This is a genomic window from Rhizobium sp. LEGMi-198b (assembly GCF_054114205.1).
On record NZ_JBSYVH010000016.1, the window covers coordinates 1 to 20,599 of the forward strand.

A 20,599-nucleotide genomic window follows, 5' to 3' on the forward strand; every position below is an offset into this window, starting at 1 on the left:
GGCGACAACGTCACGGTTGCCGTTGAGCTGATCGTTCCGATCGCGATGGAAGAAAAGCTGCGCTTCGCTATCCGCGAAGGCGGCCGCACCGTCGGCGCCGGCATCGTCGCCTCCATCGTCGAGTAATCCCCGGATTATTCGTTGGTTACGAAGGCCCCGCTGGAAACAGCGGGGCCTTTCGCATTTCGGCACGGAGGAGACTGAGTGGATCTGATCATTCTGACAGGCGCATCCGGCTCTGGAAAAACGGCAATCGCCGACGCCATCGCCGAGAGATATCCGGACGAATTCGCGATCTATAGGTTCGATAGCATCGGCGTGCCGACGATGGATGCGATGATCAGGGATCACGGTTCGCCGGAGGCCTGGCAGCGGGACAAGACCATCGAATGGATGGCGCGTCTTGCAAAAGTTGCGCACAATGGAAAGCCGGTCCTGTTCGAAGGGCAGATGCGGATTTCCTTCATCGCTGAAGCGGCCGCGGCGGCAAATGTCGATAGCTACAGGCTGCTGTTGGTCGATTGCAACGACACAACGAGGGCGCGGCGCTTGACGGTCGGAAGACGCCAGCCGGAGCTCGCGGATCAAAATATGATGGATTGGGCGGCCTATCTGCGCGGGGAGGCCGTTCAGCACGGTTGCGAGATCTTCGATACCAGCCAGCTTTCGCTCGGCCAATGCGTAGCGCATGTATTGGAGCGTTTGCGCAAATAGCAGCCAAACACACAATCGTCCGAGTCTCCGGTCGGTGACGTCTTTGCGCTTTCTCAGTTCGATTAGCGCCGTGGGGAGAGCGCATCTCTATAATCAAGCGGTTCACGCGGTAATGACAGGCGAGCGCCAGATCACAAAATCGTGGCTGGAAAGCCAGCCATAGGACATGGCTTATCGGCCGACTGAGGCAATCCGTCCCTGTCGACCGCCTTGCGGAACTGAGGAAAGGGTCTATCTATCGCTCGATTTTACCAGGAGGAGATTGCATGAAAAAGCGCATATTGTTCACGGGTGGCAGCGGCAAGGCCGGGCGTCATACCGTTCCCTGGCTGATCAATGCCGGCTATGAGGTCCACAATGTCGATCTGGTGCCGCTGGACAGCCCCGGCGTCACCAATTTGGTGGCCGATGTCACTGATGCGGGACAAGTCTACAACGTGCTGACCATGCATCGGGATTTCCCGGATCTCGATCAGGGGAAGGGCGTGCAGCCTTACGACGCCGTCGTGCATTTCGCTGCCATTCCGCGCATCCTGATCAAGCCTGATAACGAGACCTTCCGCATCAACACGATGAGCACCTACAATGTCATCGAAGCGGCGGCAAAGCTCGGCGTCAAGAAGATCATCGTCGCCTCCAGCGAAACGACCTATGGCGTCTGCTTCGCCGAGGGCCATCGCGATTTTCATCAGTTTCCGCTGGAGGAAGATTACGATGTCAATCCCATGGATTCCTACGGCCTCTCCAAGGTCCTGAACGAGAAGACGGCGCGCGCCTTCGCCGAGCGTTTCGGCATCGACGTCTATGCGCTGCGCATCGGCAACGTCATCGAGCCTCACGAATATGAGCGCTTCCCGGAATATTTCGCCGACACTAACATCCGCAAGCGCATAGCCTGGAGCTATATCGATGCCCGCGATCTCGGTCAGATCGTCCATCTCTGCATCGAGAAAAGCGGTCTCGGCTTCCAGGTGTTCAACGCCGCCAACGACACGGTATCGGCCAACACGCCGTCCCGGGAACTTGCCGCCAAATACTACCCGAACGTGCCCTTCACCCGCGAGATCGGCGAGTATGAAGGCCTGCTCTCCAACCGGAAGCTTCGCGAAGTCCTGGGCTTCAAGGAAGAGCATAACTGGCGCCGTTACGTGAAGGTTTGAGGCTGCACTGCCAAATGAAGTGAAAGCTGGGCGCCGTCGCGACGCCCGGCCGAAACCCTGCCAAGAGCAGGGATGCCTCTCCATTTGTTACGGAAGAAAACCAAAAATGCTTCCGCAAACACTCGACAAATATCTGGGTTGAAGTAAGTAGGCTTGCGTTTCGCGAGGCGTATCACGGAAATTGCAGTCGCTTTCCACGATACAGTCGGGATTCATTTTGGAATGAGCATCATATGGCCTACGAGCCGACGGGATGCTCGGCAGCGTGATTTGCGTTGCGATAGAAAGCTATTCAACCGGCTGATCTCTTGAGGGTCAGCCGCTTCGGAGGGACTATGAACGACGGTGTTGCACGTATTTTTGTCGGCTTCGATTCCAAGGAAGTCGTCGCCTATCACGTTCTCGCACAAAGCATAATCGAGCGCTCTTCGATCCCGGTGGTGTTTTCGCCGATCGTTCTCAGCAATCTCGACGGCGTTTTCACGCGCGAGCGCAATCCGTTGCAATCGACCGAATTTTCCTTCTCCCGCTTTCTGGTTCCCTACCTCAGCGATTACGAGGGCTGGAGCATCTTCATGGATTGCGACATGCTCGCCCGCGCCGATATTGCCGAGCTCTGGAAGCTGCGCGACGACCGTTATGCCGCAATGTGCGTCAAGCACGACTACCAGCCGAAGATCGAGACGAAATTCCTCGGCCAGACCCAGACCAAATATGAAAAGAAGAATTGGTCGAGCATGATCCTCTTCAACAATGCCAAATGCCGGGCATTGACGAAGGATTACGTCAATACCGCCACGGGCCTGCAGCTTCACCAGTTTAAGTGGCTGGAGAGCGACGATCAGATCGGGGAGATCCCCGTGACCTGGAATTACCTCGTCAATGAATATGACTACCGGCCGGATGCGCAACTCGTGCATTTCACCGATGGCGGCCCGTATTTCGACGAATATCGCAACGACGACTACGCCGAGGAATGGTTCGCCATGCGTGATCGCATGCTGCACGTCCAGCAGAAGTGACGGGGCTGGATCAGAGCGTGACTTCCGAAACAGGAACCGGCAAGATTGGCTTTCCGGCTGCAGGGGCCGCCGCAGGTTTGACGACCGCCGAAGAATGGCGGTCCATACTGGCGGCCTTCTCCCATATCGTTCTTGTCGCAAACAGCGATGCGGTCGATATCGCCAGCCTTCAGGCGCAGTTTCCGTCCACAGCGCTCTTCATCTTCTTCAATAAGGTCTACAAGGTCCTGGATCGTCCGTTCCACGGCCATTCGCTACTGATTTCGCGCGGACAGCCGCGCGGCGCCAACATCGTCTATCGGGGCGAGGTGGGCGATGTCGTCAAGTTCTTCCCGAAGGACTATTTCCTCGGGATCATGAACATCCGCCTCGGGCCCGAGGAAAAACTGAATCCGGCCGCCGATTTCCAGGGCGCGCCGGCCGGCCATCTCGATCTCGTCGGCTTCTGCGGCGATTTCTACACGGAGGCCAAGACGCCGACCAGCGGCTTTGCCATGGCGCTTTGGCTGAGCGACTTGAAATTGCCCGGCGCCATCGTGCTTGCCGGCTTCTCGGCCAAGCGCAGCGAAAAATGGAGGGTGGTGTCGGTTCACGACTGGACCTTCGAGCAGACTTTCCTGCGCCTCTTCGCCCGCTTGGGGAAGATCACCATCCATGGCGGGGTATCGCTAAATCCCTACATCAGGCTCGCCGAGCGCTTCTCTGAGGTTCCCCCGGCCGAAATCGCGCTGGCTGCGGCAGAGGTACTCTCCGAGCGGCTCGGCAATGCTGACGCCGAAGTGGACAAGCTGATCTCCTTGACCAATGTGATTCGCTCGACAGACAATTTCCTGCGTCGTCTCAAACCGAAATTCCTCAAACGGAAGCCCAAGGGAACGCCGGGGGAGCCGAAGGAAGGCTGAGAAGCGCCGGCGCGATGCATTCGGGAGGCGCTGCGAAGCCCGCAATCCCTGTGGTCGGCGGTCTCGTCAATTGCCCGGGGCGCTCGAAGCTGCGGACTCTCTTGGGAAAAAACAAAAAACGCACTTGCCAATCGTTTCGTCCCGTCTTAAAGGAGCGCCATGTTTTCGGAAGGCGCTGGCGGGCAACCGCACGGCGCGGATGATCGAAGCATAAAGGGGTATAGCTCAGTTGGTAGAGCGGCGGTCTCCAAAACCGCAGGTCGTAGGTTCGAGCCCTGCTGCCCCTGCCATTTTCCTTGATTTGACTGGCGCGTCGGTTTCGCTGCTTCTTGGGTTAGGGATTATGCCGGAATGGCAGGCAAATTTTCGAAGGCACCGAATTCCCTCTTGTTAAATTGGGAATCGATGTTTATGTAGGGTTCAACAGACACGCGGTGCGTGGGGCTGATATGTTCAGCTTTACGCGCCGTAATTGCGTGGGCAGTCAATGGCATCCAAAACGAATCCACTTGCGTTTCTGCAGCAGGTCCGCTCCGAGACGTCGAAAATCACTTGGCCGTCCCGCCGCGAGACGATGATCTCGACGGTGATGGTGCTTGTCATGGTCATTTTCGCTTCGTTGTTTTTCTTTGCTGCTGACCAGCTCATAGGCTGGATTCTCGGCTACGTGCTGAATACCGGCAATTGATATCGGGTGGAGATGAACATGGCGGCACGTTGGTACATCGTCCACGCTTATTCTAATTTCGAAAAGAAGGTGGCTGAATCCATCGAGGAGAAGGCCAAGCAGAAGGGTCTCGATCATCTGTTCGAGAAGATCCTTGTGCCGACCGAGAAGGTGGTTGAAGTGCGCCGCGGCCGTAAGGTTGACAGCGAGCGCAAGTTCTTCCCGGGTTACGTGCTGGTGCGCGCCAATCTGACGGATGAAGCCTATCACCTGATCAAGAATACGCCGAAGGTCACTGGCTTTCTCGGCTCCGACAATAAGCCCGTTCCGATTCCGGATTATGAAGCCGAGCGCATTCTCGGTCAGGTCCAGGAAGGTGTCGAGCGGCCGAAGGCTTCTGTATCCTTCGAGATTGGTGAGCAGGTCCGCGTTTCCGACGGCCCGTTCGCATCGTTCAACGGCACGGTTCAGGATGTGGACGAGGAGCGTTCGCGCCTGAAGGTGGAAGTGTCGATCTTCGGCCGCGCTACGCCGGTCGAGCTGGAATACAGTCAGGTCGAGAAGGTCTGATCTTCGTTTGAGTTTGGATGCAAGCAAGTGTTTGCTTGCATCTCGCGGCCATGCCGCAATCCGCGTGGAAGGGCAGGGGTCTTAGCCGGACCTTTTGATCCGCACCACGCAACCGCAGCCGCCGGAGCGATCTGGCATAGTAGACTGGGCAACCGGTCGTGTAGAAAGGCAGAGAGAAATGGCTAAGAAAGTTGCAGGCCAGCTCAAGCTGCAGGTTAAGGCCGGCTCGGCGAATCCGTCGCCGCCGATCGGTCCTGCGCTTGGTCAGCGTGGCATTAACATCATGGAATTCTGCAAGGCGTTCAATGCCGCCACGCAGGAAATGGAAAAGGGTATGCCGATCCCGGTCGTCATCACCTACTACCAGGACAAGTCCTTCACCTTCGCAATGAAGCAGCCGCCGGTCAGCTACTTCCTCAAGAAGGAAGCGAAGATCCAGTCCGGCTCGAAGACCCCGGGCAAGGGTGCCAAGGCTGGCACGCTCACCAAGGCTCAGGTCAAGTCGATTGCCGAAGCCAAGATGAAGGATCTGAACGCCGCCGATATCGAAGGCGCAATGGCCATGATCGAGGGCTCCGCCCGCGCCATGGGCCTGGAAGTGGTAGGTTAAGACCATGGTTGCAAAGCGTATTCAGAAGATCCGCGAAGGCGTTGATCCCACCAAGCTCTATGCTCTGACCCAGGCTATCGGCATGGTCAAGGAGCGGGCCGTCGCCAAGTTCGACGAAACCGTCGAAATCGCCATGAACCTCGGCGTTGACCCGCGTCACGCTGACCAGATGGTCCGCGGCGTCGTCAACCTGCCGAACGGCACCGGCCGTACGGTTCGCGTTGCCGTTTTCGCTCGTGGCGCCAAGGCTGACGAAGCCAAGGCTGCCGGTGCTGACGTCGTTGGCGCGGAAGACCTGGTTGAAATCGTTCAGGGCGGCAAGATCGACTTCGATCGTTGCATCGCTACCCCGGACATGATGCCGCTCGTCGGCCGTCTCGGTAAGGTTCTCGGCCCGCGCGGCATGATGCCGAACCCGAAGGTCGGCACCGTCACCATGGACGTCAAGGGTGCTGTCGAAGCCTCCAAGGGCGGCGCAGTCGAGTTCCGCGTCGAGAAGGCTGGTATCGTCCATGCCGGTATCGGCAAGGCCTCCTTCGATGCCAAGGCTCTGGAAGAAAACATCCGCGCCTTCGCTGACGCCGTCATCAAGGCGAAGCCGGCCGGTGCAAAGGGCAACTACGTCAAGCGCGTAGCCATCTCTTCGACCATGGGCCCGGGCGTCAAGATCGAGCCGTCGACGGTTACGGCGCCGAGCGCCTAATGGTTCTGTCGGGTCTGTTGCCCGGCATTTAAGAATTCTTGGCCCTTCGGGGCCGGGATATCCGGAGAAATCCGGAATTCCTGTCCGAGATTGCAGGTGGTTGAGACCTTAATCACTTTGCCTGCATGAGACGGGTAAGACCCGAATTTTGAAGAAGTTCTGCTTCGATAAACTCGGTTCGAGCCTTGGATGCCTTGTGCCTTGGAGCCTTAGGGCTCGAGCGCGAGGGGACAGGATCCTCAAGCGTCGCTTGGGATCTCTTAGCTGATCCCAGGAGGCAAAAGGCAACCCGGCAGGTCCGTTTATCGCGGTCCTGTCAACTGGAGAAAAGCAGTGGAAAGAGCGGAAAAACGCGAATTCGTCACGGAACTGAACGAAGTCTTCAAGGCTTCGGGCTCGGTTGTCGTGGCCCACTATGCTGGTGCCACAGTCGCACAGATGAACGATTTTCGTTCCAAGATGCGCGCTGCTGGCGGCACCGTCAAAGTCGCGAAGAACCGCCTGGCCAAGATTGCTCTTCAGGGCACGGATGCGGAAGGGATTTCCAATCTCTTCACCGGTCAGACGCTGATCGCATACAGCACTGATCCGATTACCGCTCCGAAGGTCGTCGTGGATTTCGCCAAGACCAACGATAAGATCGTTGTTCTGGGCGGCGCCATGGGAACAACCACGCTCAACCCCGAAGGTGTTAAGTCGCTCGCGACCCTGCCTTCGCTGGACGAGCTGCGTGCGAAGCTGCTGGGCATGATCCAGACGCCGGCTACCCGCATCGCAGGTGTGGTTGCAGCACCGGCAAGCCAGCTTGCTCGCGTGTTCTCGGCCTACGCCAAGAAGGACGAAGCCGCGTAAGGCGGTTTTTCGCTGTTCATAATCAACCAGTTCGAACCGAACAAAAGGAACTACAAAAATGGCTGATCTCGCAAAGATCGTTGAAGACCTCTCCTCGCTGACCGTTCTCGAAGCCGCAGAACTGTCCAAGCTTCTCGAAGAAAAGTGGGGCGTTTCCGCCGCTGCTCCGGTAGCTGTTGCTGCCGTTGCCGGTGGTGCTGGTGGCGCTGCTGCTGCTGTTGAAGAAGAAAAGACCGAGTTCGACGTCATCCTCGCGGATGCCGGCGCGAACAAGATCAACGTCATCAAGGAAGTCCGCGCCATCACCGGTCTCGGCCTCAAGGAAGCCAAGGACCTCGTCGAGGCTGCTCCGAAGGCTGTCAAGGAAGGCGTTTCCAAGGCTGAAGCCGCTGACATCAAGAAGAAGCTCGAAGACGCTGGCGCAAAGGCCGACGTCAAGTAAGCTTGAAACTGCTTTGGGAGGTGGCATTTTGCCGCCTCCCATTTGCCGTTTTTCTGAACAAATTACCCAAAAGCCGCGGCTAAAACGGCTTTTGGGTAATGGGTTCTTCAAGAGGATGGTCTGAGACTGAACCGCGACGCAATCCGTGCCGAGCGGTTTTCAGTCAGTTAGACGAGATTGAACTACTCATTGATTGATGGGATCGCCTGGCCAGCGGTTCCCATCCGTTGCAGGCCCGGGTGCAGGATTTTAAAGGAGCGACGATGGCTCAGACCCTTTCGTTCAACGGTCGCAGGCGCGTACGCAAGTTTTTTGGTAAGATTCCCGAAGTCGCAGAGATGCCGAACCTCATCGAGGTTCAGAAGGCGTCCTACGATCAGTTCCTCATGGTCGAAGAGCCCAAGGGCGGCCGCCCTGACGAGGGTCTCCAGGCCGTTTTCAAGTCGGTTTTCCCGATCACCGATTTCTCCGGCGCTTCCATGCTGGAGTTCGTGTCCTATGAGTTCGAACCGCCGAAGTTCGACGTCGACGAGTGCCGCCAGCGCGACCTGACCTATGCCGCGCCGCTGAAGGTCACTCTCCGTCTGATCGTGTTCGATATCGATGAGGACACCGGCGCGAAGTCCATCAAGGACATCAAGGAACAGAGCGTTTACATGGGCGACATGCCGCTCATGACGAACAACGGTACCTTCATCGTGAACGGCACCGAACGGGTTATCGTGTCCCAGATGCACCGTTCGCCGGGCGTCTTCTTCGACCACGACAAGGGCAAGAGCCACTCCTCCGGCAAGCTGCTCTTCGCTGCTCGCGTCATTCCGTATCGCGGCTCCTGGCTCGACATCGAATTCGACGCCAAGGACATCGTGTACGCTCGTATCGACCGCCGCCGCAAGATTCCGGTGACGTCGCTTCTGATGGCGCTCGGCATGGACGGCGAAGAAATCCTGTCGACGTTCTACACCAAGTCGCTCTACCAGCGCGACGGCCAGGGCTGGCGTATTCCGTTCAAGGCGGAAACGCTGAAGGGCGCCAAGACCGTTTCCGACATGATCGACGCCGATACCGGCGAAGTCGTTGTCGAAGGCGGCAAGAAGCTGACCCCGCGCCTGCTGCGCCAGTTGCAGGAAAAGGGCCTCAAGGCTTTGAAGGCCACCGACGAAGAGCTGTACGGCCTCTTCCTGGCGGAAGACATCGTCAACTTCCAGACCGGTGAGATCTATCTCGAAGCCGGCGACGAAATCGACGAAAAGACACTGCCGATCATCCTCAAGGCTGGTTTCGACGAAATCCCGGTTCTCGGCATCGACCATATCAATGTCGGCGCCTACATCCGCAACACGCTGTCCGCCGATAAGAACGAGAACCGTCAGGACGCTCTGTTCGACATCTACCGCGTCATGCGTCCGGGTGAACCGCCGACCATGGAATCGGCCGAAGCCATGTTCAACTCGCTGTTCTTCGATGCGGAGCGCTACGATCTCTCCGCCGTCGGCCGCGTGAAGATGAACATGCGCCTCGACCTCGACGTCGAAGACACCGTTCGCATCCTGCGCAAGGACGACATCCTGGCCGTGGTCAAGATGCTGGTCGAACTGCGCGACGGCAAGGGCGAAATCGACGACATCGACAACCTCGGCAACCGCCGCGTCCGCTCGGTCGGCGAGCTGATGGAAAACCAGTACCGTCTCGGCCTGCTGCGCATGGAGCGCGCGATCAAGGAACGCATGTCCTCGATCGAAATCGACACGGTCATGCCGCAGGATCTGATCAACGCGAAGCCGGCCGCTGCTGCCGTTCGCGAATTCTTCGGCTCCTCGCAGCTCTCGCAGTTCATGGACCAGGTGAACCCGCTCTCGGAAATCACCCACAAGCGCCGTCTTTCGGCTCTTGGCCCGGGCGGTCTGACCCGCGAACGCGCCGGCTTCGAAGTCCGCGACGTGCATCCGACCCACTACGGTCGTATTTGCCCGATCGAAACGCCGGAAGGTCCGAACATCGGTCTCATCAACTCGCTGGCAACCTTTGCCCGCGTCAACAAGTACGGCTTTATCGAAAGCCCCTACCGCCGCATCATCGACGGTAAGGTGACCAACGACGTGCTCTACCTCTCCGCCATGGAAGAGGCGAAGTACTACGTTGCTCAGGCCAACGCCGAACTCGACGCCGACGGCTCCTTCATCGAGGAATTCGTCGTTTGCCGTCATGCCGGCGAAGTTATGCTCGCTCCGCGCGACAACATCAACCTGATGGACGTCTCGCCGAAGCAGCTTGTTTCGGTCGCTGCCGCTCTGATCCCGTTCTTGGAAAACGACGACGCCAACCGCGCTCTCATGGGCTCGAACATGCAGCGTCAGGCCGTGCCGCTTCTGCGCGCCGAAGCCCCGTTCGTCGGCACCGGCATGGAGCCGGTTGTCGCCCGTGACTCTGGCGCTGCTATCGGTGCCCGCCGCGGTGGCGTGGTCGACCAGGTCGACGCAACGCGTATCGTTATCCGCGCTACCGAAGACCTCGATCCGTCGAAGTCTGGCGTCGATATCTACCGCCTGATGAAGTTCCAGCGTTCGAACCAGAACACCTGCGTCAACCAGCGTCCGCTGGTCACCGTTGGTGACGTGGTCAACAAGGGCGACATTCTGGCAGACGGTCCGTCGACCGACCTCGGCGATCTGGCGCTCGGCCGTAACGTGCTCGTCGCGTTCATGCCGTGGAACGGCTACAACTACGAAGACTCGATCCTGCTCTCCGAGCGTATCGTTGCCGACGACGTGTTCACCTCCATTCACATCGAAGAATTCGAGGTGATGGCGCGCGACACCAAGCTCGGTCCGGAAGAAATCACCCGCGATATTCCGAACGTTTCGGAAGAAGCGCTGAAGAACCTGGACGAAGCCGGCATCGTTTACATCGGCGCTGAAGTTCAGCCGGGCGATATCCTCGTCGGCAAGATCACGCCGAAGGGCGAAAGCCCGATGACGCCGGAAGAAAAGCTTCTGCGCGCCATCTTCGGTGAAAAGGCGTCCGACGTTCGCGACACCTCCATGCGCATGCCGCCCGGCACCTACGGTACGGTCGTCGAAGTTCGCGTCTTCAACCGCCACGGCGTTGAGAAGGACGAACGCGCCATGGCGATCGAGCGCGAAGAGATCGAACGTCTCGCGAAGGACCGCGACGACGAGCAGGCGATCCTCGACCGTAACGTCTACGGCCGCCTGATCGAAATGCTCCGTGGCCAGGTAGCGCTTGCCGGTCCGAAGAGCTTCAAGAAGGGCACGGAACTGTCCAACGCCGTCGTCTCCGAATATCCGCGCTCGCAGTGGTGGATGTTCGCTGTCGAGGACGAAAAGGTTCAGGGCGAGCTCGAAGCTCTGCGTGGCCAGTACGACGAATCCAAGTCGCGCCTCGAACAGCGCTTCATGGACAAGGTCGAAAAGGTCCAGCGCGGCGATGAAATGCCTCCGGGCGTCATGAAGATGGTCAAGGTCTTCGTCGCTGTGAAGCGCAAGATCCAGCCGGGTGACAAGATGGCCGGCCGTCATGGCAACAAGGGTGTCGTATCGCGCATCGTGCCGGTCGAAGACATGCCGTTCCTCGAAGACGGCACGCACGTCGACATCGTGCTCAATCCGCTCGGCGTGCCGTCGCGCATGAACGTCGGTCAGATCCTTGAGACGCACCTTGGCTGGGCTTGCGCCGGCATGGGTCGTCAGATCGGCGAGCTGATCGAAGCCTATAAGGCAAGCGGCAACATCGAGCCTCTGCGCCAGACGATCGACATGGTCGTCGGCGACGGTCCGAAGAGCGACGACGTTCACGAGTATGACGACGCGTCGGTTCTGCGTCTGGCCGATCAGTGGAAGCGTGGCGTGTCCATCGCGACCCCGGTCTTCGACGGCGCCGGCGAAGTCGATGTCAACGAGATGCTCGCAATGGCAGGTCTGAAGCAGACCGGTCAGTCGACGCTCTATGATGGTCGTACCGGCGAACAGTTCGACCGCCAGGTCACGGTTGGCTACATCTACATGCTGAAGCTGAACCACCTGGTCGACGACAAGATCCACGCCCGCTCGATTGGCCCGTACTCGCTCGTGACCCAGCAGCCGCTGGGCGGTAAGGCGCAGTTCGGCGGTCAGCGCTTCGGCGAAATGGAAGTCTGGGCGCTCGAAGCTTACGGTGCAGCTTACACGCTGCAGGAAATGCTCACGGTCAAGTCGGACGACGTGGCCGGCCGCACCAAGGTCTACGAAGCCATCGTCCGTGGAGACGACACCTTCGAAGCGGGCATTCCGGAGAGCTTCAACGTTCTCGTCAAGGAAATGCGGTCGCTGGGCCTCAGCGTCGAATTGGAAAACTCCAAGGTCGACGATCTGCAGGCAGCGGGCCAGCTTCCGGACGCAGCCGAGTAATAGCCGATAGGGTGCGCGCTGTCCGTCAGCGCGCACCGTTCCCGCCGGCGCCCGAATTCGTGTGGCTCTAGGCAGGGACGATTTCGCCGCATTCTGCGGTTATTGTCGTTTTAAGGCGTCAGTCCGGTTCCCGGGAATTTGCCGGCACTGATTGCAATTCGAGGGCGTTTCGCCCCTAAAGGAGACAGGCATGAACCAAGAGGTCATGAATCTTTTCAATCCGCAGGTGCCTGCACAGAATTTCGATTCCATCCGGATTTCGATCGCATCGCCGGAGAAGATTCTTTCCTGGTCTTATGGTGAGATCAAGAAGCCGGAGACGATCAACTATCGTACGTTCAAGCCGGAACGCGATGGTCTCTTCTGCGCGCGAATCTTCGGGCCGATCAAGGATTACGAGTGCCTGTGCGGCAAGTACAAGCGCATGAAGTACAAGGGCATCATCTGCGAAAAGTGCGGCGTCGAAGTAACGCTGTCGCGCGTTCGCCGTGAGCGCATGGGCCATATCGAGCTCGCCGCTCCCGTTGCCCACATCTGGTTCCTGAAGTCGCTGCCGAGCCGCATTTCCACGCTGCTCGACATGACGCTGAAGGATGTCGAGCGCGTTCTCTATTTCGAAAACTACATCGTCACCGAGCCGGGCCTGACCGCGCTCAAGGAGCATCAGCTCCTGACGGAAGAAGAGTACATGCTCGCCGTCGACGAATATGGCGAAGACCAGTTCACCGCCATGATCGGCGCTGAAGCGATCTACGAGATGCTGGCCAGCATGAATCTCGAAAAGATCGCCGGCGACCTGCGCTCCGAGCTTGCCGACACCACGTCGGATCTCAAGCAGAAGAAGCTGATGAAGCGCCTGAAGATCGTCGAGAACTTCATGGAATCCGGCAACCGTCCGGAATGGATGATCATGAAGGTCGTCCCGGTCATCCCGCCGGACCTGCGCCCGCTGGTGCCGCTCGACGGCGGCCGTTTCGCAACGTCGGATCTGAACGATCTGTACCGCCGCGTCATCAACCGTAACAATCGTCTGAAGCGCCTGATCGAACTGCGCGCTCCGGGCATCATCATCCGCAACGAAAAGCGCATGCTGCAGGAATCTGTCGATGCGCTGTTCGACAACGGCCGTCGCGGCCGCGTCATCACCGGCGCCAACAAGCGTCCGCTGAAGTCGCTGTCCGACATGCTGAAGGGCAAGCAGGGCCGCTTCCGTCAGAACCTCCTCGGCAAGCGCGTCGACTATTCCGGCCGTTCGGTCATCGTGACCGGTCCGGAGCTGAAGCTGCATCAGTGCGGCCTGCCGAAGAAGATGGCGCTCGAACTGTTCAAGCCGTTCATCTACGCCCGTCTCGACGCGAAGGGTTATTCCTCGACCGTCAAGCAGGCCAAGAAGCTGGTTGAAAAGGAAAAGCCGGAAGTTTGGGATATCCTCGACGAGGTCATCCGCGAGCATCCGGTTCTCCTGAACCGCGCGCCGACGCTGCACCGCCTGGGCATCCAGGCCTTCGAACCCATGCTGGTTGAAGGCAAGGCCATCCAGTTGCACCCGCTCGTCTGCACGGCCTTCAACGCCGACTTCGACGGTGACCAGATGGCCGTTCACGTGCCGCTGTCTCTCGAAGCCCAGCTCGAAGCCCGCGTGCTGATGATGTCGACCAACAACATCCTTCATCCGGCAAACGGCGCGCCGATCATCGTTCCGTCGCAGGACATGGTTCTCGGTCTCTATTATCTCTCGATCCTGAACCAGAACGAGCCGGGCGAAGGCATGGCCTTCTCCGATCTCGGCGAGCTGCATCACGCTCTGGAAAACAAGGTCGTGACGCTGCACTCCAAGATCCGCGGCCGCTTCAAGTCGATCGACGAAGAGGGCAAGCCCTATTCGAAGATCTATGAAACGACCCCTGGCCGCCTGCTGATCGGCGAACTGCTGCCGAAGCACGGCAAGGTGACCTTCGATATCTGCAACCAGGAAATGACCAAGAAGAACATCTCCAAGATGATCGACACGGTCTACCGTCACTGCGGCCAGAAGGACACGGTCATTTTCTGCGACCGCATCATGCAGCTCGGCTTCGCCCATGCCTGCCGCGCTGGCATTTCGTTCGGCAAGGACGACATGGTCATCCCGAACACCAAGGCGAAGATCGTCGGCGATACCGAAGCGCTCGTGAAGGAATACGAGCAGCAGTACAATGACGGTCTGATCACCCAGGGCGAAAAGTACAACAAGGTTGTCGACGCCTGGGGCAAGGCCACGGAAAAGGTCGCCGAAGAAATGATGGCCCGCATTAAGGCCGTCGAATTCGACGAGAAGACCGGTCGCCAGAAGCCGATGAACTCGATCTATATGATGAGCCATTCGGGCGCCCGCGGTTCTCCGAACCAGATGCGTCAGTTGGGCGGCATGCGCGGCCTTATGGCCAAGCCGTCGGGCGAAATCATCGAGACGCCGATCATCTCGAACTTCAAGGAAGGCCTGACCGTGAACGAGTACTTCAACTCGACGCACGGCGCCCGTAAGGGTCTGGCAGACACCGCCTTGAAGACCGCGAACTCCGGCTACCTGACCCGCCGTCTCGTCGACGTCGCGCAGGATTGCATCGTGACGCACGTCGATTGCGGCACCGAAACCGGCCTCACCATGACTGCCATCGTCGATGCCGGTCAGGTCGTTGCCTCGCTCGGTGCTCGCATTCTCGGCCGTACGGCGCTGGATGATATCGATCATCCGGTCACGGGTGAGCGCATCGTCGACGCCGGCAAGATGATCCTCGAGCCGGATGTCATCGAGATCGAAAAGGCTGGTATCCAGTCGATCCGCATCCGTTCGGCGCTGACCTGCGAAATCCAGACGGGGGTTTGCTCTGTCTGCTACGGCCGCGACCTTGCTCGCGGTACGCCGGTCAACATCGGTGAAGCTGTCGGCGTCATCGCCGCTCAGTCGATCGGTGAGCCGGGCACGCAGCTCACCATGCGTACCTTCCACTTGGGCGGCACGGCGACCGTGGTCGACCAGTCGTTCCTGGAAGCCTCGTATGAAGGCACGGTGCAGATCAAGAACCGCAACATGCTGCGCAACTCCGAAGGCAACCTGGTTGCCATGGGCCGCAACATGACGGTTCAGATCTTGGATGAACGCGGCGTTGAACGCTCTTCGCAGCGCGTTGCCTACGGCTCCAAGCTCTATGTCGACGACGGCGACAAGGTGAAGCGCGGTCAGCGTCTCGCAGAATGGGATCCGTATACCCGTCCGATGATGACGGAAGTGGCCGGTACGGTTCACTTCGAAGATGTCGTCGACGGCCTCTCGGTTCTCGAAGCGACCGACGAGTCGACCGGCATCACCAAGCGTCAGGTTATCGACTGGCGTTCGACACCGCGCGGTTCGGATCTGAAGCCGGCAATCGTCGTCAAGGACGCCAGCGGCAATGTCGCCAAGCTGTCGCGTGGGGGTGAAGCCCGCTTCCTGCTCTCGGTTGACGCGATCCTGTCCGTCGAGCCGGGCACGAAGGTGTCGCAGGGCGACGTTCTTGCTCGTTCGCCGCTGGAAAGCGCCAAGACCAAGGACATCACCGGTGGTCTGCCGCGCGTTGCCGAACTGTTCGAAGCCCGTCGTCCGAAGGACCACGCCATCATCGCAGAGATCGATGGTACGATCCGCCTCGGCCGCGACTACAAGAACAAGCGTCGCGTCATCATCGAGCCGGCAGAAGATGGTGTCGAGCCGGTCGAATACCTGATCCCGAAGGGCAAGCCCTTCCACCTTCAGGAAGGCGACTATATCGAAAAGGGTGACTACATCCTCGACGGTAACCCGGCTCCGCACGACATCCTGGCGATCAAGGGCGTGGAGGCTCTGGCTTCCTACCTCGTCAACGAAATCCAGGAAGTCTACCGCCTCCAGGGCGTTGTCATCAACGACAAGCACATCGAAGTGATTGTCCGTCAGATGCTGCAGAAGGTGGAAATCACCGATGCAGGCGACAGCCAGTACATCGTCGGCGACAATGTCGACCGTATCGAACTGGAAGACGCCAACGACCGCCTGATCGAAGAAGGCAAGAAGCCCGCTTACGGCGATCCGGTTCTGCTCGGCATCACCAAGGCGTCGCTGCAGACGCCGTCCTTCATCTCCGCCGCATCCTTCCAGGAAACGACGAAGGTGCTGACGGAAGCTGCGATCGCCGGCAAGACCGATGGTCTGCAGGGCCTGAAGGAAAACGTCATCGTCGGCCGTCTCATCCCGGCCGGTACCGGTGGCACCATGACGCAGATCCGCCGCATCGCGACGGCTCGCGACGAGCTGATCCTGGAAGAGCGCCGCAAGGGCACGGGTGCCGCCGTCGCCACGCCGATGCTGCAGGACATGGCCAACGAGAACGCCCCGGCCGCTGAATAAGCGGCTGGAGTTCGAACAAAATCAAAACCGCCCGGAGCGATCCGGGCGGTTTCTTTTTGCATCTATGTTGTGAAGAGCTGGCGAGGGCGGGACAGCAGGGTCCCGTCTAGCGGAAGCGGATGATCGCCACTTCGCCTTCCAGTGCTCCCTGATAGGCCGAGGCATGAGGCTCCTCATCCGGCACGTCGGTCAGCATGCCGATCTGATCGAGATCAGCCTCGATGAAGCCTTCCTCCGCAAGGGCGTTCAGCGCTTCGCGCACGGCGGTGTCGTCATCCGGCGCCTTTAGCATGACATGCAGATCGACACCTTCGCCGCCGTCGGTTTCATATCCCTTGCCGATGATGATGAAGACCATGGGGCCGTCGAAATTGTTGTCGTTGTCTGGCGCAGTGATCATAAGTCTTCCTTCGGTGGTATCGATTCGGCCGAGCGATTCTCTGAGTTGCTCTTTGCCGTCCGGTGAAATTGTCTTTCTGTGATTCCTTATAGGGATTTTAACGAAATACCCAAGTCCATCTTGCGGAAGCGATGCCATTTCGTCATCTGAGGCGTCAAATGGCTGGTTTGGCCCGTCTTTTCAGGGTTTGTGACAAAGATAATTCTTAACCGGCCTTGACGAACCTGCGGGAAACCAGTAGTACCGCCGCCATCAGGACCCATGTGAGGCATGGCTGTTCGGAGCGACGCGCTCTGGAGTTCACCTCAAACAAGGTTCTAAACGCACGTTGAAGACACGAATGCTGCACGCAAGACGCAATTCAATGCGTCCTCTGCTTTTTTGTGGTCCATCTGCGAAAGCGGATCGGGCCACGTTTTGCGCATTGAGGCGAACGTGTGTCGTTGCCGGAGACGGCGAGAGTTAAGCCCGCAAGGGTGTCGAGACAGATTTACAAGGGATGGTTGAATGCCTACCGTAAACCAGCTAATCCGCAAGCCTCGCCAGGCGCAGGTAAAGCGTAATAAGGTTCCCGCTCTCCAGGAGAACCCGCAGAAGCGTGGTGTTTGCACCCGCGTCTACACGACGACGCCGAAGAAGCCGAACTCGGCTCTGCGTAAGGTCGCAAAGATCCGCCTGACCAACGGCTTCGAAGTCATTGGTTACATCCCGGGTGAAGGTCACAACCTTCAGGAACACTCTGTCGTCATGATCCGTGGCGGCCGCGTGAAGGACCTTCCGGGTGTTCGCTACCACATCATCCGCGGCGTTCTCGATACCCAGGGTGTCAAGAACCGCAAGCAGCGCCGTTCCAAGTACGGTGCAAAGCGTCCGAAGTAATTCGGTTTCAGATAATCCGGCGCTGCGCGAGGTTCTCCGCGTTGTAAAGCGCCGCTAACAGTTGAGAGACGAGAAGTATGTCCCGACGTCACAGAGCAGAAAAGCGCGAGATCAATCCGGACCCGAAGTTCGGCGATCTGGTCGTCACGAAGTTCATGAATGCCATCATGCTGGACGGCAAGAAGTCCGTAGCTGAAAACATCGTATACGGCGCATTCGACGCCGTGCAGGGCAAGGCAAAGCAGGAGCCGCTCGGCGTGTTCCATCAGGCTTTGGATAACATCGCTCCGCACGTTGAAGTCCGTTCGCGCCGCGTTGGTGGTGCTACGTATCAGGTTCCGGTCGATGTTCGTCCCGAGCGTCGTCAGGCTCTTGCCATTCGCTGGCTGATCGCTGCTGCCCGTAAGCGCAACGAAACCACCATGGTCGACCGTCTCTGCGGCGAACTTCTTGATGCCTCCAATAACCGCGGCTCTGCCGTCAAGAAGCGCGAAGACACGCACAAGATGGCTGATGCCAACCGTGCGTTCTCGCATTATCGCTGGTAATCCCGAACGGTTTCCGAAAGGCAGTCCACTATGGCTCGCGAATATAAAATCGAAGACTACCGCAATTTCGGTATCATGGCGCACATCGACGCCGGCAAGACCACGACCACCGAGCGTATTCTTTACTACACCGGCAAGTCGCACAAGATCGGCGAAGTCCACGACGGCGCAGCCACCATGGACTGGATGGAGCAGGAGCAGGAGCGTGGCATCACGATCACCTCTGCTGCCACCACGACCTTCTGGAAGGGCCGTGACGGCAAGATGCGCCGCTTCAACATCATCGACACCCCCGGCCACGTCGACTTCACCATCGAAGTCGAGCGTTCGCTGCGCGTTCTCGACGGCGCCATCGCGCTGCTCGACGCTAACGCAGGTGTTGAGCCGCAGACGGAAACCGTCTGGCGTCAGGCTGAGAAGTATCATGTTCCGCGCATGATCTTCTGCAACAAGATGGACAAGACCGGCGCTGACTTCTATCGCTCGGTCGAGATGATCAAGTCCCGCCTCGGCGCGACCGCTGTCGTCATGCAGCTCCCGATCGGCGCTGAAAGCGACTTCAAGGGCGTTATCGACCTGATCGAGATGAATGCCCTCATCTGGCGCGACGAGTCGCTCGGCGCACAGTGGGACGTCGTCGAAATCCCAGAAGACATGAAGGCCAAGGCTGAGGAATATCGCGAAAAGCTGATCGAGACGGTTGTCGAGATCGACGAAGCTGCGACCGAAGCCTACCTCGAAGGTAATCTGCCGGACAACGACCAGATCCGTGCGCTCGTCCGTCGCGGCACGATCGACGTCAAGTTCCATCCGATGTTCTGCGGCACCGCCTTCAAGAACAAGGGCGTTCAGCCGCTGCTCGACGCCGTCGTCGATTACCTGCCGTCTCCGATCGACATTCCGGCGATCAAGGGCATTGACGTCAAGACGGAAGCTGAAATCCACCGTCATGCTGACGACGCTGAGCCGCTGTCCATGCTGGCGTTCAAGATCATGAACGACCCCTTCGTCGGTTCGCTGACCTTCGCCCGCATCTACTCCGGCAAGCTCGAAAAGGGCGCGTCGGTCATGAACACGGTCAAGGACAAGCGCGAGCGCGTTGGCCGCATGCTGCAGATGCACTCCAACTCGCGTGAAGACATCGAAGAAGCCTTTGCTGGCGACATCGTTGCTCTGGCCGGCCTCAAGGAAACCACCACTGGCGATACGCTCTGCGATCCGCTGAAGCCGGTTATCCTCGAGCGCATGGAATTCCCGGAGCCGGTTATCCAGATCGCGATCGAGCCGAAGACCAAGGGCGACCAGGAAAAGATGGGCCTCGCGCTCAACCGCCTGGCTGCCGAAGATCCGTCCTTCCGCGTGAAGACCGACCAGGAATCGGGCCAGACGATCATTGCCGGCATGGGTGAACTTCACCTCGACATCATCGTCGACCGCATGCGTCGTGAATTCAAGGTTGAAGCCACCGTCGGCGCGCCGCAGGTTGCTTACCGCGAAACCATCACGCGTCAGACCGAAAAAGACTACACCCACAAGAAGCAGTCGGGTGGTACCGGTCAGTTCGCTCGCGTGAAGATCGTGTTCGAACCGAACCCGGAAGGCGACGATTTCAAGTTCGAGTCCAAGATCGTCGGTGGTGCTGTTCCGAAGGAATACATCCCGGGCGTCCAGAAGGGCATCGAAAGCGTCCTGTCTTCGGGTCCGCTGGCTGGCTTCCCGATGCTCGGCGTCAAGGCGACGCTCATCGACGGTGCCTTCCACGACGTCGACTCGTCGGTTCTGGCCTTCGAAATCGCTGCACGTGCCTGCTTCCGTGAAGCAGCTCGCGAAGCTGGCGCCCAGCTCCTCGAGCCGATGATGAAGGTCGAAGTCGTGACGCCGGAAGATTACGTCGGCGACGTCATCGGCGACCTGAACTCGCGTCGTGGCCAGATCCAGGGCCAGGAAAGCCGCGGTATCGCCGTTGTTATCAACGCGAACGTCCCGCTGGCAAACATGTTCAAGTACGTCGACAACCTGCGCTCCATGTCTCAGGGCCGTGCGCAGTACACCATGACCTTCGATCATTATTCGCCGGTCCCGTCGAACGTCGCACAGGAAATCCAGGCAAAGTATTCCGGTCAGAAGTGACCGGAATACCAATTGACCGATAACAAGAATTGATCCCCTCGGGGACAGGAAAAACGGAGAGCCGAAAATGGCAAAGAGTAAGTTTGAGCGCAATAAGCCGCACGTTAACATCGGCACGATCGGCCACGTTGACCACGGCAAGACGTCTCTGACGGCAGCGATCACGAAGTTCTTCGGTGAGTTCAAGGCGTA

The 20,599-nt window shown here is 58.8% G+C and carries 18 protein-coding genes and 1 tRNA gene; 18 read left to right on the plus strand and 1 reads right to left on the minus strand.

Features of this window, described 5'->3' with window-relative positions:
• From ACXHXG_RS31910 to rpoC, 14 genes are all read left to right on the plus strand, one after another.
• On the plus strand, nucleotides 1-126 hold a 126-nt coding region (locus tag ACXHXG_RS31910; RefSeq protein WP_456320594.1), incomplete at its 5' end, for an EF-Tu C-terminal domain-related protein.
• A 78-nt stretch (nucleotides 127-204) separates the two neighbouring features.
• Complete coding sequence (locus ACXHXG_RS31915; protein ID WP_283050070.1) at nucleotides 205-714, plus strand: DEAD/DEAH box helicase family protein; 510 nt, start codon at nucleotides 205-207, stop codon at nucleotides 712-714.
• 266 nt (nucleotides 715-980) lie between these two features.
• The gene (locus tag ACXHXG_RS31920; protein ID WP_457901874.1) at nucleotides 981-1,874 is read left to right on the plus strand and encodes an NAD-dependent epimerase/dehydratase family protein; all 894 of its coding nucleotides are present in this window, start codon (nucleotides 981-983) and stop codon (nucleotides 1,872-1,874) included.
• Nucleotides 1,875-2,209: 335 nt separating this feature from the next.
• Nucleotides 2,210-2,896 (plus strand): glycosyltransferase family protein, encoded by a 687-nt coding sequence (locus tag ACXHXG_RS31925; protein ID WP_104822775.1) that lies wholly within the window; start codon nucleotides 2,210-2,212, stop codon nucleotides 2,894-2,896.
• 44 nt (nucleotides 2,897-2,940) lie between these two features.
• Complete coding sequence (locus tag ACXHXG_RS31930) at nucleotides 2,941-3,798, plus strand: 3-deoxy-manno-octulosonate cytidylyltransferase (RefSeq protein WP_457901875.1); 858 nt, start codon at nucleotides 2,941-2,943, stop codon at nucleotides 3,796-3,798.
• Nucleotides 3,799-4,012: 214 nt separating this feature from the next.
• Nucleotides 4,013-4,088, plus strand: a tRNA-Trp gene (locus ACXHXG_RS31935).
• Nucleotides 4,089-4,285: 197 nt separating this feature from the next.
• A complete protein-coding gene (secE, locus tag ACXHXG_RS31940; protein ID WP_028755225.1) occupies nucleotides 4,286-4,486 on the plus strand; it encodes a preprotein translocase subunit SecE in 201 nt (66 codons plus the stop codon).
• Between the two features lie 18 nt (nucleotides 4,487-4,504).
• Complete coding sequence (nusG, locus tag ACXHXG_RS31945; RefSeq protein WP_028755226.1) at nucleotides 4,505-5,035, plus strand: transcription termination/antitermination protein NusG; 531 nt, start codon at nucleotides 4,505-4,507, stop codon at nucleotides 5,033-5,035.
• 178 nt (nucleotides 5,036-5,213) lie between these two features.
• The gene (gene rplK, locus ACXHXG_RS31950) at nucleotides 5,214-5,645 is read left to right on the plus strand and encodes a 50S ribosomal protein L11 (RefSeq protein WP_104822776.1); all 432 of its coding nucleotides are present in this window, start codon (nucleotides 5,214-5,216) and stop codon (nucleotides 5,643-5,645) included.
• Nucleotides 5,646-5,649: 4 nt separating this feature from the next.
• Nucleotides 5,650-6,348: a 50S ribosomal protein L1 gene (gene rplA / locus ACXHXG_RS31955; protein WP_104822777.1), complete on the plus strand. Its 699-nt coding sequence runs from the start codon at nucleotides 5,650-5,652 to the stop codon at nucleotides 6,346-6,348.
• Nucleotides 6,349-6,681: 333 nt separating this feature from the next.
• Nucleotides 6,682-7,200, plus strand: coding sequence for a 50S ribosomal protein L10 (gene rplJ, locus ACXHXG_RS31960; RefSeq protein ID WP_104822778.1), 519 nt, complete (start codon nucleotides 6,682-6,684; stop codon nucleotides 7,198-7,200).
• Between the two features lie 58 nt (nucleotides 7,201-7,258).
• On the plus strand, nucleotides 7,259-7,642 hold the full coding sequence (gene rplL, locus ACXHXG_RS31965; protein ID WP_104822779.1) for a 50S ribosomal protein L7/L12: 384 nt from the start codon (nucleotides 7,259-7,261) through the stop codon (nucleotides 7,640-7,642).
• A 263-nt stretch (nucleotides 7,643-7,905) separates the two neighbouring features.
• The gene (gene rpoB / locus ACXHXG_RS31970; protein ID WP_104822780.1) at nucleotides 7,906-12,048 is read left to right on the plus strand and encodes a DNA-directed RNA polymerase subunit beta; all 4,143 of its coding nucleotides are present in this window, start codon (nucleotides 7,906-7,908) and stop codon (nucleotides 12,046-12,048) included.
• A gap of 190 nt (nucleotides 12,049-12,238) precedes the next feature.
• Nucleotides 12,239-16,450 (plus strand): DNA-directed RNA polymerase subunit beta', encoded by a 4,212-nt coding sequence (rpoC, locus tag ACXHXG_RS31975; protein ID WP_104822781.1) that lies wholly within the window; start codon nucleotides 12,239-12,241, stop codon nucleotides 16,448-16,450.
• A gap of 106 nt (nucleotides 16,451-16,556) precedes the next feature.
• Here the strand turns inward: rpoC and ACXHXG_RS31980 are convergent, their stop codons facing one another.
• Nucleotides 16,557-16,850 (minus strand): transcriptional regulator, encoded by a 294-nt coding sequence (locus ACXHXG_RS31980; protein ID WP_104822782.1) that lies wholly within the window; start codon nucleotides 16,848-16,850, stop codon nucleotides 16,557-16,559.
• A gap of 507 nt (nucleotides 16,851-17,357) precedes the next feature.
• Here ACXHXG_RS31980 and rpsL point away from each other — a divergent pair.
• The 4 genes from rpsL to ACXHXG_RS32000 form a co-directional block, all read left to right on the plus strand.
• Nucleotides 17,358-17,729 (plus strand): 30S ribosomal protein S12, encoded by a 372-nt coding sequence (gene rpsL / locus ACXHXG_RS31985; protein WP_003507760.1) that lies wholly within the window; start codon nucleotides 17,358-17,360, stop codon nucleotides 17,727-17,729.
• A 77-nt stretch (nucleotides 17,730-17,806) separates the two neighbouring features.
• Nucleotides 17,807-18,277, plus strand: coding sequence for a 30S ribosomal protein S7 (rpsG, locus tag ACXHXG_RS31990; protein WP_028755233.1), 471 nt, complete (start codon nucleotides 17,807-17,809; stop codon nucleotides 18,275-18,277).
• Between the two features lie 30 nt (nucleotides 18,278-18,307).
• Nucleotides 18,308-20,407, plus strand: coding sequence for an elongation factor G (gene fusA, locus ACXHXG_RS31995; RefSeq protein ID WP_104822783.1), 2,100 nt, complete (start codon nucleotides 18,308-18,310; stop codon nucleotides 20,405-20,407).
• A gap of 67 nt (nucleotides 20,408-20,474) precedes the next feature.
• Nucleotides 20,475-20,599: GTP-binding protein (locus ACXHXG_RS32000; protein ID WP_262928001.1), on the plus strand; the 125-nt coding region annotated here is incomplete at its 3' end.

Bases quoted from the DNA above. Each gene is read 5' to 3' on its own strand.
- fusA (WP_104822783.1), top strand. From the start codon at position 18,308: ATGGCTCGCGAATATAAAATCGAAGACTACCGCAATTTCGGTATCATG.
- rpoC (WP_104822781.1), top strand. From the start codon at position 12,239: ATGAACCAAGAGGTCATGAATCTTTTCAATCCGCAGGTGCCTGCACAG.
- secE (WP_028755225.1), top strand. From the start codon at position 4,286: ATGGCATCCAAAACGAATCCACTTGCGTTTCTGCAGCAGGTCCGCTCC.
- ACXHXG_RS31925 (WP_104822775.1), top strand. From the start codon at position 2,210: ATGAACGACGGTGTTGCACGTATTTTTGTCGGCTTCGATTCCAAGGAA.
- ACXHXG_RS31980 (WP_104822782.1), bottom strand. From the start codon at position 16,850: ATGATCACTGCGCCAGACAACGACAACAATTTCGACGGCCCCATGGTC.
- rpoB (WP_104822780.1), top strand. From the start codon at position 7,906: ATGGCTCAGACCCTTTCGTTCAACGGTCGCAGGCGCGTACGCAAGTTT.
- rplA (WP_104822777.1), top strand. From the start codon at position 5,650: ATGGTTGCAAAGCGTATTCAGAAGATCCGCGAAGGCGTTGATCCCACC.
- rpsG (WP_028755233.1), top strand. From the start codon at position 17,807: ATGTCCCGACGTCACAGAGCAGAAAAGCGCGAGATCAATCCGGACCCG.
- ACXHXG_RS31920 (WP_457901874.1), top strand. From the start codon at position 981: ATGAAAAAGCGCATATTGTTCACGGGTGGCAGCGGCAAGGCCGGGCGT.
- rplK (WP_104822776.1), top strand. From the start codon at position 5,214: ATGGCTAAGAAAGTTGCAGGCCAGCTCAAGCTGCAGGTTAAGGCCGGC.
- nusG (WP_028755226.1), top strand. From the start codon at position 4,505: ATGGCGGCACGTTGGTACATCGTCCACGCTTATTCTAATTTCGAAAAG.
- rpsL (WP_003507760.1), top strand. From the start codon at position 17,358: ATGCCTACCGTAAACCAGCTAATCCGCAAGCCTCGCCAGGCGCAGGTA.
- rplL (WP_104822779.1), top strand. From the start codon at position 7,259: ATGGCTGATCTCGCAAAGATCGTTGAAGACCTCTCCTCGCTGACCGTT.